Genomic DNA, 13,779 nt, shown 5'->3' with positions numbered 1-13,779 from the left:
TGAAGGAACAGGAAAACCAGGTGAAGGAACAGGAAAGCCGGGTGAAGGAACAGAAAAGCCAGGTGAGGGAGTAGAAAAACCTAATTTACCAGAAAAAGGACAAGGTTCTTCTAATAATCAACAACTTCCAGCTACAGGACACAATACGAATTACGTTCCATTCATCGGTTTTATGCTTCTGTTACTAGGAATACGTTTAAGATTCATGGCTAAAAATAGTTAACGGATGTATAAAAGGCATCAGAGATATATAATCTCTGATGCCTTTTAAGTGAATACAGATAAAATGAAAATATCTATATGGAATGATAAATATGTTAAGCTTCAATTACGCTAAGCATTCTGTTTATAAATGCAGCTGCGTGTGCACGTTGTGATGGTCCTTTTGGTACGAATTGATTAAATTCATTACCTTTTACAATTCCATATCCATACACTCTTTGTACTTCTTCTTTAGCGTAAATTAAGTTTTGGTCTACGAATGGTAGTTCAACTTGTTTTGCAAAAATACCAGCGTGTTTTAGAGAACGATCGATCATAATAACAGCTTCTTCGCGTGTAATTGTAGTATTTGGATCAAATGTATTATCACCACGTCCGCGGATTATGCCTGCGCTTGCTGCACGATTAATACCGTCTCTTAAAGATGGGTGTACTTGTTCTAAGTCTGTGAAATTAGCATTTCCACTTGGTAATTGTAAAGCACGAGTAATTAATGTAGCAAATTCAGCACGCGTTACAAGACGTTCTGGGAAGTACTTGCCGTTCCCTTCTCCTTGCATAATGCCTCTAGCTGCTAATTGACGAATGTCTTGTTCATACCATCCACCTGTAATGTCATCAGTTACGGGATTTTTTTGGTTTTCCTTATAGTATGTTTCAGTTCCTTTTAAGAAAGCATCCCATTGTCCGCGTTGAATCATAAACGCAGGGCAGTTTTTTCCTGACCAAAATTGGTGTTTTTGGACCTTATCTAGAGAAATATTTAAGTCGTTCATTAAATAAGCTGCCAATTTACGCGCATTTTCTACCGCTTTTTCATAGTTTCCATCTTGATTAACGGCAATTTCAATTCCGATAGATTCATAGTTTCCAGTTTTATTTCCAGCATGCCATCCAACTTCATTTACTGGAAGATGTTGATAAATTTCTTTATCATCTACTGTGAAATGCCAAGATGCAGCGCGATCAGCTGTTCCGCGTGCTTGATTATCTAAGAATTTTGCATGATTCAGAGCATTAGCACCTTTCGCTGTATTAGCCGTTTCGTGAATCGTAATATATTTAGGTACCATCGGGTAGCCAGGGCGAATATCGTCATTTCCTTTTGGGACAATCATTTCTTTAAATGTAACGCCATAAATAGTGTTTGTTTGTAGAGCTTCTGGCGATCTCAATAAACTATTTTTAGCAGTACGACTGTTTTTTAATAATGAAGCTTTTGTACCTTCAAATGTAGCAGAAGGTGCATAAATCCATTTTGCTGTTTCGTTTATTTGGACTTTAAACCAATTTCCAGCTTGTTCAGTAGGAGTAATGACTTGTGGCTCTAGTTTCCCTTCTTCTTTAAACGATTGGAACGGAAGTGCATGTATGGAAGCTTCTTCTTTTACGATTAATTTTTGGTTAGATAGTTTATGAATCTCTTGAACTTCTAAGCTATTATCATTGTTATCTATCCATCCAGCGCCAGTTGACGTCGTTATGTAGTAAGCATTTCCTTTTTTCTTTGTCGCCGTTACGACTTGTTCTGTAATCTCGATATTCGATTTGTTTTTTAAATCATTCGCGGTATATAATGAATGTTTTTTTGAAGTGTATAGTAGGAATTGGCCAGTAACCTCGATATTTTCTTCATGAGTACTATGCTCATTAACATGTTCTTTAATACTTTTAAAAACTTGATCCTCCGTATATACTTCGGCGGATTTTTCAGCACTCTCTGCAAATGAATAAGTAGGTGCAAGAACAGTTTGTAATGCAAGAGAGAGAGTTAAAACACTATAAAATTTCTTTTTCATATTTGTTTTTAACACATTAGATTGTGGAATCTAGTGTTAACAGTCCTCCTTTTTATATTGTATTTTCACTATGTATCGATTTTAACACTAATAAATTTTAACAAGAGAAAATCATGATGTCTATATACATGAGCAATATTCATAAAAAGAATTATTTGAAAAAATGTAAGAGAAACAGGTAAAACCTTCTGTATTGACCTGCAAACGCCCTTCAAGTAAACTAAAGAGAGTTTGCAAATGAAAAGGTGATAATGTTGTTAATTTCAATTAAAACGTTACAAGATGATCGTTTTTTACGTCCGCTACAAAATATTGGCGGCTTATTTTTTGAAGAGAGTACGATTGGATTTGAACAAGAGGAAGCAAATCTTATCGTTGATATACACATTGAAGAGAATGTGAAAGCATCTGCTCGTTTAACAGATGTTGCGACTGGAAATGTGTATGAAGAAACATTCGCAAAAGATTTATCTGCTTTTACAGATGAAAAAGAGCGTATGAAGCAAGTGAAACACGTTGTTTCTTATGTATATCTTTCTGTTCTTCAGCAGTTAACTGGTATTGAACAAAGCTGGGGGATTTTAACGGGAGTACGTCCGACGAAACTTCTTCACAAAATGCTTCAAAATGGTATGTCAAAAGAAGAAGCGCATCAAGAACTTCGTGAAAGTTATTTAATTCATGAAGAGAAAATTGAACTTCTTCAGCGCATTGTTGATTGCCAATTAGCAGTTGTTCCGGATTTATACCGTTTGAAAGAAGAAGTAAGTATTTATATCGGTATTCCGTTCTGCCCAACGAAATGTGCATATTGTACATTCCCGGCTTATGCAATTAATGGACGCCAAGGATCTGTTGATTCGTTCTTAGGTGGTTTACATTATGAAGTTCGTGAAATTGGTAAGTTTTTAAAAGAAAAAGGTGTAAAAGTTACGACGATTTATTACGGCGGCGGTACACCTACAAGTATTACAGCAGAAGAGATGGATATGCTGTATGAAGAAATGTATGAAGCGTTCCCAGATGTGAAAAATGTGCGTGAAGTAACAGTTGAGGCAGGTCGCCCAGATACAATTACGCCAGCAAAGCTAGAAGTGTTAAATAAATGGAATATTGACCGTATTAGTATTAATCCGCAGTCATACCATCAAGAGACACTAAAAGCAATTGGACGTCATCATACTGTAGAAGAAACAATTGAGAAATACCATTTAGCTCGTGAAATGGGAATGAACAATATTAATATGGACTTAATTATTGGTCTTCCTGGTGAAGGGTTAGATATCTTCAAGCATACGTTAGATGAAACAGAAAAGTTAATGCCAGAATCATTAACAGTTCATACGTTATCATTTAAACGTGCTTCTGAAATGACGCAAAACAAACGTAAATATAAAGTAGCAGGTCGCGAAGAAATTACAGCGATGATGCATGAAGCAGAAGAGTGGACGCAAAAGCATAATTACGTACCATATTACCTATATCGTCAAAAGAATATTTTAGGTAACTTAGAGAACGTTGGTTATGCAATGCCGACGCAAGAAAGTATTTACAACATTGTCATTATGGAAGAAGTACAATCAATTATCGGACTTGGTTGTGGTGCATCAAGTAAATTTGTTCACCCGAAGACGGGAGCAATTACGCACTTTGCGAATCCGAAAGATCCAAAATCATATAATGATGGCTTTGTGAAATATACAGAAGATAAACTGAAAATTTTAGAAGAGCTATTTGCATAAGAAGAAAGAGGTTGTTCCGAGTCGGAACAACCTCTTTTTTATCCTGCAGGCGGTCCGATTATATCTTATCAGTTTTTGTCGGTAAGTCGATATATTTGAAAAATCGCTGATATAAATTGAGTTGTGGTTGATATATTTCAAGTTACGGTCGATATATCTGGAAAATCGCCGATATAATTTCATTTACCGCCTAGCGGTACCGTATGTAAAACTATGTCGATAATAATCAGAAAAATTAGTCAAATCATTAGAGGACAATGTCTACTTATGGACGAAATGATAGATTTATGAAAGAGAAAAGGGGGAAATTGTTGGCATGTATATGACGATAGGGAGAATTTTTGATTTATCAGTTGGTAAGTATCCAAATAAAGAGGCGTTAGTGGAACCTGAAAAAAATATTCGCTGGACGTATAAACAGTGGGATGAACAAATAAATAAAACAGCGCACGCTCTATTAGAAGAAGGGGTAAGAAAGGGAGATACGGTATCTGTTTACTTATATAATTGCCATGAATTTGTAAACGTTTACTTAGCCTGTGCGAAAATTGGAGCGATCTTTAACCCGATTAATTTCCGCTTAAAAGCAAAAGAAGTATCTTATATTCTTCAGGACGCATCCTCGAAAGTCGTTGTCTTTGAAAAAGCAGTTGAGTCAACTGTTGCTATAATTGAAAGAGATTTTCCAAATACATCTTTTTGGTCTATAGAAAACGATAAACCTTCCTATGCAAGTTCCTACCATGAAAAAGTGAATGAAGCATCTTCTGAGAAAGTAAATATCGAAATTGATGAAATGGATTATTGTTCTATGCTGTATACGAGCGGTACGACAGGTCATCCGAAAGGCGTGTTACATCGCCATCGTGAAATGGCTGAGCATAGTATGATTTGTACGTATTTCCTAAAATATAATAGAGATAGCGTTGGGCTTGTTGTTGCACCTTTATATCACTGTGGTGAATTAAATGCCGGAATCATACCACGCATTCAAGTTGGCGGAAAGAATGTTATTTTGCATCATTTTGATACAGAAACAGTATTACATACGATTCAAGAAGAAAAGATTACGACGTTCTTTGCAGCGCCGACGATGTGGAATATGTTGTTGCAAAAAGATTTAGCTCAGTATGATTTAACGTCAATGAAAATCGGTATATATGGCGGAGCAGCAATGGCACCGGCGTTAGTGAAGGAATGTAAAGAACGTCTTTATATTGATCTTGTTCAAATATACGGAATGACAGAAATGGGGCCAGTTGTTGCATTTCTCGTAGAGGAGGATCAAATTACGAAAGCTGGTTCAGCAGGCACGCCATGTTTTAGCCATGAAGTTCGTATTGTGAAACCGAACGAGGATGCACCGGCAGAACCAGATGATGTATTACCTCCTTATGAAGTGGGAGAAATTATTTTACGCGGCCCAACTATGATGGCTGGCTATCATAATCGTGAAGAAGCGAATAAAAAATCGATGTATAAAGGATGGTATCATTCTGGTGATCTAGGCTATTTTGATAAAGACGGTTATTTATTCGTTGCTGATCGCGTTGACGATATGGTAATTAGCGGTGGCGTAAATATTTATCCTCGTGAAATTGAAGATTTCCTTCATAGTCATCCAGGTATATTAGATGTGGCGGTACTTGGTGAGCCAGATGAATTATGGGGAGAGCGTGTTGTGGCAGTTATTGTGAAGAAAGATGAAACAATAACAGAAGCTGATTTAGAAACGTATTGCAAAGAAAGTGATGAACTAGCAGATTATAAACGTCCGCGTCATTATTTATTTGTAGATGAACTCCCTCGTAATGCGAGCGGGAAGTTGCAGAAGTTTGTACTGAGGGAGTCGTTGAAAGGTGCGAAAAAATAGAAAATGCAGGATGCCCCATATCTATGGGGTATCCTGCATTTTTCTGTATTAAACAGAAGAAACAATATCTTTGTTAATTCTCATTTTTTCTTGGTGAAGGTTAATTAGCGCATTTGAAATAAGGTGGAAACACAAAGTGGATGTAATACAAAAAGAAAAGACACCCTAAGGTGCCTTTCTCCGACTTGAACCATTTCATTTCATACGAATCGGAATCTATCCGTATTACCATTACCCCTTTGTTATGAGTGTAAACACACACTATAAAGCAGAATCGTCTATATACACTAGATTGTTAGTTCACAAAAGACAAGAGATTTGAGATCAATATCGAAGTGACGCCACATCCCCTATAATAATTGATATGTTACGCCTTTTAAAAGAATCTGCTTTATAGAACGTGCCCACAAGTTATATTTTACTACATGTAATATTCATTCAGTGTATTTTTTGATGAATATGTATAATTACATAAACTGTATGAAAAAAGAGAGTATACTCTGATGTTGTGTAATAAAGATAAAGCCCGCCTATGGAATAGGGGGCTTTTCTTACTTTTTATAAATATTTATTCCAATTATATTATCAGATGAGTCTAAACGAATATAAACGTCAGCTGATAAAAGGTGTGCATTATATATTCGTTGTTTATATGTTGATATCTCGAAGCGTTTTCCATTTAATTCACATTCTAGAATAATCATATCGCCATGTTCTTTCCAATTTATTAATTTAGCAGTTGTATTCATATAAACCTCCTCTGAATCATTTTATGAAAATTAATAGAGATAGTGTGAGAAAGGAGTTTATATTACAAAAAAAGACACCTTAAGTGTCTTCTTTGATTACTATAAAAGTCGTTGAATGAAATAGGTTTCTATTTTTATTTGCGTGAAAAGCCTTCTTCATCAAGGTATTCCGCAGCTTCTGGATAAGAGTTGAATGTACCGTCTAAGTTTACACCAGCGTACACGTTCCACATGTCATCCTCTGAAATAAGAGTAAGAATATGACCATCTTCGTTCTGCCATTCTTCTTCTTTCGCAGGTTCTACAGGTGCTACTACTTCTTCTTGTGATAGAAGGTCAATTGATTTCTCAATTACTGAACGTAACTCCTCTGCTGAAAACTCACGGATGTTAACCATGCCTTTATCATCTGTTTTATAACCTTTAATACCGCTTGCATATACAAATCCATTTCCATTTGGGTGTAAATGAAATACAACGTTCTTTTTATCTAAACGACTTTCTTCAAAGTGGAAGTTTACACGTTTTAATGATACGTTCTTTCTTTCTAGTTCTGGGAAAGATTCAATAATCGATAATTTTTCTTCAAAAGTTAGCATAGTGCCTCCAAGTATATAGTAAAAGATTTAATTTGTTCATTATAGCATAGTTGCAATTGTTTCCAAAGATAAGGGGGAAACTTTTCATTGAATACGTTTACGTCACGAGAATGTAAAAAGTGAGCTAACGAATGTATCTTTTTAGGTGTACAATGGAACATGGACTTTATACAAAGGTGGTTTTTTTTATGTTTCAAAAAATAGCAAAGGAATGTTTAGCAGGATTTACTGTTGCGATTGTTGCGTTACCACTTGCGATTGCATTTGGTATTGCCGCGACAGGAACGTCTGAGGGAGCGCTTGTTGGATTGTATGGTGCGATTTTTGCAGGTTTATTCGCAGCGTTATTTGGCGGGACACCTGGGCAAGTAACAGGGCCAACTGGACCAATTACCGTTATTGCAACAGGAGTTATTGCGACGCACGGGTTAGAGGCAAGTTTTATTGCCTTTATGATGGCAGGGTTATTTCAAATTTTATTCGGTGTATGTAAGCTCGGTTCTTACGTTCGATATATTCCGTATCCTGTCGTTTCGGGATTTATGAATGGTATTGCATTAATCATTATTTTAGGCGAAATAAAGCACGTACAAAATAGTTTTTTACTTGTTGTGTTAACGATTATTGTAATGATTGTTTCTGGTAAATGGATTAAGGCGATTCCGTCTAGTTTAGTAGCACTAGTCGGTGTGACAGCTTTGCTTCCTTTATTTTCTTCCTTACTCGAAGGACTTACAGTAAAGTTACCGATTATCGGAAATCTTTCACTAAATAAAGTAATTGAAAAGATTGGAACCATTCCAGAAGCGATGCCTACGCTTCATATTCCATCTTTAAGTGGAACAGGAATAGCAGCACTTATTTTGCCAGCGCTTAGTATTGCTTTATTAGGATCGATTGACTCGTTGTTAACATCGGTCGTAATGGATAATGTGACAGGTACACGTCATAAAAGTAATAAAGAACTGGTCGGACAAGGTATCGGTAATATGATGAGCGGATTGTTTGGCGGATTAGCAGGTGCAGGTGCGACTGTAAGGTCTATCGTGAATATAAGAAGTGGCGGTAAAACGGCACTTTCGGCATGTATGCATAGTGTTATCTTATTTATTTTTATTATGGGTCTTGGTTCGGTCGTACAATATATTCCACTTGCTGTATTATCAGGTATTTTAATTTTAACTGGTATTGGAATGTTCGATTGGGGAAGCATGAAAAAGATGCATGTCGCTCCTAAAGGTGATGTCGTTGTTATGCTCGTAACGATGATTGTAACGGTGAAGTTCGATTTAATGATTGCTGTTGCATTCGGTATTATTCTTTCGTTCATCATATATATGGTGAAATGTAAAGAACGTAAAACTTCTATCGTAAAAGAAAAAGAAGAAACGTACACAATTCAAGGACCGCTCTCTTTCCTATCAGTAGATCGTATTTTCTCTACTTTACAAGATGTGAAGTCACCGGTTATTTTACGTATGAAAGATGTGCGTTATATGGATGTATCAGGAGCTATGGCCTTATTAAATTTTGTTGAGCAATCAAATAAAGTAGGAGCAAGTGTAAAGCTTGAGCAAGTACATCCGAGTATTGAAAAAACAATCGCAGTAATGGCAAGCGATGAACAGAAAGAGCAATTGAAAATCTTAAGTGTTTAGATGGTAATTAGAATATCTCACAATCTTACATAAATTATAATGTAGAGTTGTGGGATATTTTTATAATGTTTTTAGTAATATGTATCGCAGTGATAGGGAGGAAGGGCTCTTTTTGCGTAACAGAAACGGTTATAGTGTGTACATACATAATGGAAGGAATTAGAAAAAATATTGTGAAGAGACAGGCTTAAATGGGTTCTCTTTTCTATTTTGAAAAAAAAACCAAGTATTCAACCTATAATAAATTTGTTATGATAACCAATGGGATAAAGTGAATTCCTATCGTTTAAAACAATATGTTTGAGAGTATATGTATAAAAGAAAAGAGAAAAAATATGAATAAAACATTTGTAAAAGGAGCAGCAATTTTAACCATTACAACTTTTTTGTCGAAATTGCTGGGTAGTTTTTTTCAAATTCCATTACAAAATATTGCAGGAGATGAAGTGCTCGGTATTTTCCGCCTTGTTTTTCCTGTATATATGATTGCTCTTACATTATCGGTAGCCGGAGTTCCACTTGCAATTTCGAAACTAATTGCAGAGTTGAACGAAAAAAATAAGCAAAAGGAAATTGCGAAATTATTTAAATCAGCGTCAATTATTGGGATAGCATTTGGCGTTTTCGGCTGTTTAGTCATTGTATTATTTTCTATTGAAATTGCAAATATGCTTGGTGGACAAGAAACTAGAATGCCGTTGCTTATTACTTCATTAGCATTACTCATTGCGCCATACATGGCGGTGTATAGAGGGTATTTTCAAGGTTTCGGTGATATGAAACCAACAGGGGTATCACAGGTCATTGAGCAATTTGTACGTGTGTTTTTTATGTTAATAATTGCTTACATACTAGTATCATGGGATAAGAGTAATACTGTTATTACTAGTGGTGCGATGGTTGGCTCTTTTCTTGGAGTCATTAGTTCGCTTATATATTTGCGTATAAAATATAATAGAAGTCCATACTACAATAAAAGCAATTCCTATTCGCTCCGAGATTTAAGAGAAAACGGCAAAAAGATATTGCGGGTATCGATCCCAATCGCTATTGGAGCTTTATCAATGCCACTTTTAAATTTAGTAGACTCGCTTACAATACCGCATGTATTACAAGGATCATCAACAGAAATTCAAGAACAATTTGGAATATACAGTCGCGGTTTTGCATTCACGCAAATAATTGTTATTTTTGCAAGCGCAATTGTATTTCCGTTAATACCACTCTTAACTTCCGCATTGGCCAAAAGAGATATAAATTTGGCGAAAATAACAATTCAAAATACAAATCGACTAGCGCATGTTTTGACAGCACCGTTAACAATATGGTTGATGGCATTAACAGTACCGTTAAATGTCGGATTGTTCACAGATGTAAAAGGCAGTAGTATGTTAACAGTTATGATTGGCAGTTCGTATTTTACTGCGGTTATGGTATTATCAATAGGTGTTTTACAGGGCATTAACCGTTCTGCACAAGCTGCATGGATTGTTATTGGTGCGAGTTGTGTGAAAGTCGTGTTAAACATAATGTTCGTGCAGAAGTTTGGCATAGATGGAGCGGCGTATAGTACATTCATTACTTACGTATTGGTTTGTATTGTAAATCATTTGTATATTCGAAGCTATATTGCCTATTCTATTCATTTAAAAAGCTTTTTTGGTGTGCTAGCAATAGCATGTATTTTGGGACTAGGATTGTATGAACTATGTAATGTGATAAATATTACATCTTCAAGAATTATGACGTTATTATTCAGTGGTATAGCATTAAGTATTACAACCATTTTGTATGGTGTATGTGCTTTGAAATTAAAATGGATATCAATAAACAAAATACCATTTTTGAAAAGATAAATATAGAAATTTAATTTTTTATTATAATTCATATGAACTGATAAAGAGGAAACTATGTAGGGTATCAAGTGTTTAGGTAAGGAATGGGTACTAGTTTATGTTAGATGAAATAAACGGTTACCTAGTTTTGGAGGAGATTTAGGGTGCGTTTAGTCTTATCAGGATATTATGGTTTTTATAATGTTGGAGACGAGGCGATTCTACAATCAATTATTGAATCGTTAAGTAAAGAGAACCCGGATATAGAACTAGTAGTACTATCAAATGATTCTAAATATACAAAGGAAATGTATGGTGTAGAATCGGTAGATCGCTGGGATATAAAAGCTGTTTATCATGCAATCAAAAACAGTGATGGAGTTATTAGCGGTGGCGGGAGCCTTCTTCAAGATCAGACAAGTACGAAGAGTATTCTATATTATACGGGTATTATGGGACTCGCTCGATTATTAAAAAAGCCGTATTATATTTATTCACAAGGAATAGGTCCAATTACAAAAGGATATAATCGTCTATTAGTAAAATGGAACTTGTCAAAAGCTTCCTATGTATCAGTTCGAGATGAGGATTCGTTTTTATATTTAAAAGAACTTGGCATAAAAAACGATATTGAAATTGTTCCAGACCCTGTTTTAACATGGAAACGGACAAAACAATCGGATTGGTTGCAAAAGCATTCGATACATGGAAAAGTAATTGCGGTTAGTGTGCGTTATTGGAATGCAAAAGAAGATTATATAAAAAAATTAGCTGCGGCATTAAAAAAATTAAAGCAAGAAGGATACCAAATTCTATTTGTTCCAATGCATGAGCCATTTGATCAAAAAGCTTCGCGTGAAGTAGTAGACTTAATGGGAGAAGAGACGTATATGCTTCCATATAAAATGGATATCGACGAGAAAATATTCATTTTATCACAATGTTCATTACTAATTGGTATGCGTCTTCATGCACTAGTTTTTTCTGCTGTAGCCAAAACTCCAATGGTCGGGATTTCATACGATCCGAAAATTGATTCGTTTTTAAGTCAAGTGAATCAGCCAGTTATAGGAAGTGTGGATGGCGAATGGAGTGCTGAATATTTATATGAAATTGCGAAAAAGCAATTAATGCAACAAGGAACTGTGCAGCAAGAGTTACAATTGACAATAGATGAGCTTCGGTTGCAAGGCAAACAGGCAACAAAGAAACTCATTGATCATATGGAAAAAGGCACTTTATTAAAAAAGTAAAGTGTCTTTTATTTTGTTTTGAATGTAATGAAAATTCAAATTAAAAAACGTTTTATTTTAATTCCTATTTATTATGCTAAAATGATTGTGATTATTATATAATCAAATTTGTGATAATAAATTCGTAGATTACGAGGAGGATAACCTTGAAGACTTTTTCAAAAGGTATAACAGCAGTGGCATTAACGGGATCATTACTTTTAAATCCTATTTCAAGTTATGCGGCAAATGATGATATTACAGGACATATGTTTGAGACGAATATGCGCTCACTTATTACTAAAGGAGTTTTAATGGGGTATGGAGACAATGTATATGCGCCTGATAAATTAGTAACAAGAGCAGAGTTTGCTACATTCATAGCAAGGGCTTTAAATTTACCGAAAGCTGATTCGAATTTCGAGGATGTGCCGAAGACTTACGGTTTATATGATGGTGTAAGTAGAGCATATGGAGCGAAAATTATTAATGGTCGTACGAACGAGACATTCTCACCAAATGATGTGATTACACGTGAAGAAATGTCGATCATGGTAAAGCGAGCGTTAGACTATAAAAATATTAAAGTAGCTGTAAGTCCGCTTACCTTTACTGACAAAGATAGTATTAACTATAAAGAGCATGTGCAAGTTATGGTGGCTACTCAAATTATTAAAGGGTATCCAGAAGATAATACATTTAGACCACATTTATCAGCTACAAGAGGGATGGCTTCAGCTATGTTGGATCGCATGCTTCAGACGATTGAAAAAAACGGAAATAGCAATCCTGTAGAAACTAAGAAATATGTTGTGACAAATGTAAGAGAAAACGGAACAGAGCAAGAAGTAGAGCGCTATAATACGTATAAAGAAGCGGTTACGGCTGCTCAAAATAAAGGTATGAATGCGGTAAAATACGAGAACGAATTTTTATGGATTAAAGATGGTTTTGCAAGTGCGAAAAGAATAACTGGGCAAAACATCATTAATATTTATGATGAGAATTTAGCAACAGTATATACGTATATTCAGTATGGAACAGAATTGAAAGTGTTAGAAGTTGGCGAAGATCGTGTGAAAGTTCAACTTTCTGGTTTGACAGGTTATGTGAAGAAGAATGAAATCACTTTAATTCCTACCAATGAAATGAAACAGTCGTCTTATTATGTGAAATCAGATGGATATTTATACCATAAATATTATACATATAATACAAGTTCACCTGGATATACAGAATTTAGATATGGTGTGGCACCTTCTTTCATGAAGCAAGGACAGCTAATGTATAGTGTAGATGGAAAGACATTCGGAGACGAAACTTTCTATCAATATTTCAATTATTTATCATTACGTTCGAAAACAGATTATACAGCTGAACAACTAGATAGTTATGTGAAATCGATTAAGCCAGACTCTCCATTAATTGGTTTAGGAAAGAAATTTAAAGAAGTAGAAAGCAAGTATAATGTAAATGCATTATTCTTATATTCATTAGCAATTCATGAAAGTTATTATGGAACAAGCGCTCTTGCAAAAGACAAAAATAATTTATTTGGTTTAAAAGCAACAGACGATAGCCCATATGGTAACGGGGAAGCATTTAATTCAAAAGAAGATTGTATTGAACATGCAGCAAAATTATACATGAATGAAGGATATTTAAATCCAGGACATTGGCGTTATACAGCAACATATACAGGTGATAAAGCTGCTGGTTTAAATGCGAAATATGCATCTGATGCGAACTGGGGTAAAAAAGTAGCGGGGCATATGAACCGTTTTGATTCTTATTTAGGTAAAAAAGAATACAACAAGTACAAACTTGCACGTGTGATGAATAACGTGGAAGTGAAAAAGAATCCTAGTATATCAAATGAGCGACTGTATCGTTTAAATACAAATGTAGTTGTCACAGTTACTGGTGAAGAAATAATAAATGGAAAAGCGTGGGTTAAAGTTATTTCAGATAATCCTACTGTAACAGAAGCGTATATTGCAAAAGAAAGCTTAGAGTACGTAAAACATTAATTAAATAAAAAAGAAGGTGCTACTAATATTTCGTAGCACC

At 35.1% G+C, this 13,779-nt stretch carries 10 protein-coding genes; 7 read left to right on the top strand and 3 right to left on the bottom strand.

Going from position 1 to position 13,779, the window contains the following annotated elements:
• Nucleotides 1-223 (top strand): LPXTG cell wall anchor domain-containing protein (locus BLT20_RS03495; RefSeq protein ID WP_141769978.1); only part of this gene is annotated, 223 nt, incomplete at its 5' end.
• Between the two features lie 94 nt (nucleotides 224-317).
• Here the strand turns inward: BLT20_RS03495 and BLT20_RS30070 are convergent.
• Entirely contained in the window at nucleotides 318-2,021 is a 1,704-nt protein-coding gene (locus BLT20_RS30070) for an S-layer homology domain-containing protein (protein ID WP_033684630.1), read from the bottom strand.
• Between the two features lie 251 nt (nucleotides 2,022-2,272).
• On the opposite strand from BLT20_RS30070, the gene BLT20_RS03485 reads away from it, so the two are divergent.
• Nucleotides 2,273-3,763, top strand: a complete 1,491-nt coding sequence (locus BLT20_RS03485) for a coproporphyrinogen III oxidase (RefSeq protein WP_002025370.1) — start codon at nucleotides 2,273-2,275, stop codon at nucleotides 3,761-3,763.
• Nucleotides 3,764-4,079: 316 nt separating this feature from the next.
• Entirely contained in the window at nucleotides 4,080-5,636 is a 1,557-nt protein-coding gene (locus BLT20_RS03475; RefSeq protein ID WP_000281991.1) for a fatty acid--CoA ligase, read from the top strand.
• Nucleotides 5,637-6,187: 551 nt separating this feature from the next.
• Here the strand turns inward: BLT20_RS03475 and BLT20_RS03470 are convergent.
• Both BLT20_RS03470 and BLT20_RS03465 read right to left on the bottom strand, forming a co-directional pair.
• Nucleotides 6,188-6,385 carry a hypothetical protein gene (locus BLT20_RS03470; RefSeq protein ID WP_001098258.1) on the bottom strand — a complete coding sequence of 66 codons (198 nt, stop codon included), beginning with the start codon at nucleotides 6,383-6,385 and terminating at the stop codon, nucleotides 6,188-6,190.
• Between the two features lie 134 nt (nucleotides 6,386-6,519).
• Entirely contained in the window at nucleotides 6,520-6,984 is a 465-nt protein-coding gene (locus tag BLT20_RS03465) for a hypothetical protein (protein WP_000954998.1), read from the bottom strand.
• 188 nt (nucleotides 6,985-7,172) lie between these two features.
• Here BLT20_RS03465 and BLT20_RS03460 point away from each other — a divergent pair, with 188 nt between their 5' ends.
• The 4 genes from BLT20_RS03460 (at nucleotide 7,173) to BLT20_RS03445 (ending at nucleotide 13,739) form a co-directional block, all read left to right on the top strand.
• The gene (locus BLT20_RS03460) at nucleotides 7,173-8,642 is read left to right on the top strand and encodes a SulP family inorganic anion transporter (protein WP_000486653.1); all 1,470 of its coding nucleotides are present in this window, start codon (nucleotides 7,173-7,175) and stop codon (nucleotides 8,640-8,642) included.
• A gap of 335 nt (nucleotides 8,643-8,977) precedes the next feature.
• The gene (locus tag BLT20_RS03455; protein ID WP_001044001.1) at nucleotides 8,978-10,498 is read left to right on the top strand and encodes a putative polysaccharide biosynthesis protein; all 1,521 of its coding nucleotides are present in this window, start codon (nucleotides 8,978-8,980) and stop codon (nucleotides 10,496-10,498) included.
• 143 nt (nucleotides 10,499-10,641) lie between these two features.
• A complete protein-coding gene (gene csaB, locus BLT20_RS03450) occupies nucleotides 10,642-11,730 on the top strand; it encodes a polysaccharide pyruvyl transferase CsaB (RefSeq protein WP_001241591.1) in 1,089 nt (362 codons plus the stop codon).
• Nucleotides 11,731-11,876: 146 nt separating this feature from the next.
• Nucleotides 11,877-13,739 (top strand): S-layer homology domain-containing protein, encoded by a 1,863-nt coding sequence (locus BLT20_RS03445; RefSeq protein ID WP_073339918.1) that lies wholly within the window; start codon nucleotides 11,877-11,879, stop codon nucleotides 13,737-13,739.
• Nucleotides 13,740-13,779 lie beyond the last annotated feature (40 nt).

It is taken from the genome of Bacillus sp. cl96, from assembly GCF_900100505.1.
GTDB classification, from domain to species: Bacteria; Bacillota; Bacilli; order Bacillales; family Bacillaceae_G; genus Bacillus_A; species Bacillus_A cereus.
This window is presented reverse-complemented; position numbering and strand designations above follow the sequence as displayed.

Bases quoted from the DNA above. Each gene is read 5' to 3' on its own strand.
- BLT20_RS30070 (WP_033684630.1), bottom strand. From the start codon at position 2,021: ATGAAAAAGAAATTTTATAGTGTTTTAACTCTCTCTCTTGCATTACAA.
- BLT20_RS03485 (WP_002025370.1), top strand. From the start codon at position 2,273: ATGTTGTTAATTTCAATTAAAACGTTACAAGATGATCGTTTTTTACGT.
- BLT20_RS03475 (WP_000281991.1), top strand. From the start codon at position 4,080: ATGTATATGACGATAGGGAGAATTTTTGATTTATCAGTTGGTAAGTAT.
- BLT20_RS03470 (WP_001098258.1), bottom strand. From the start codon at position 6,385: ATGAATACAACTGCTAAATTAATAAATTGGAAAGAACATGGCGATATG.
- BLT20_RS03465 (WP_000954998.1), bottom strand. From the start codon at position 6,984: ATGCTAACTTTTGAAGAAAAATTATCGATTATTGAATCTTTCCCAGAA.
- BLT20_RS03460 (WP_000486653.1), top strand. From the start codon at position 7,173: ATGTTTCAAAAAATAGCAAAGGAATGTTTAGCAGGATTTACTGTTGCG.
- BLT20_RS03455 (WP_001044001.1), top strand. From the start codon at position 8,978: ATGAATAAAACATTTGTAAAAGGAGCAGCAATTTTAACCATTACAACT.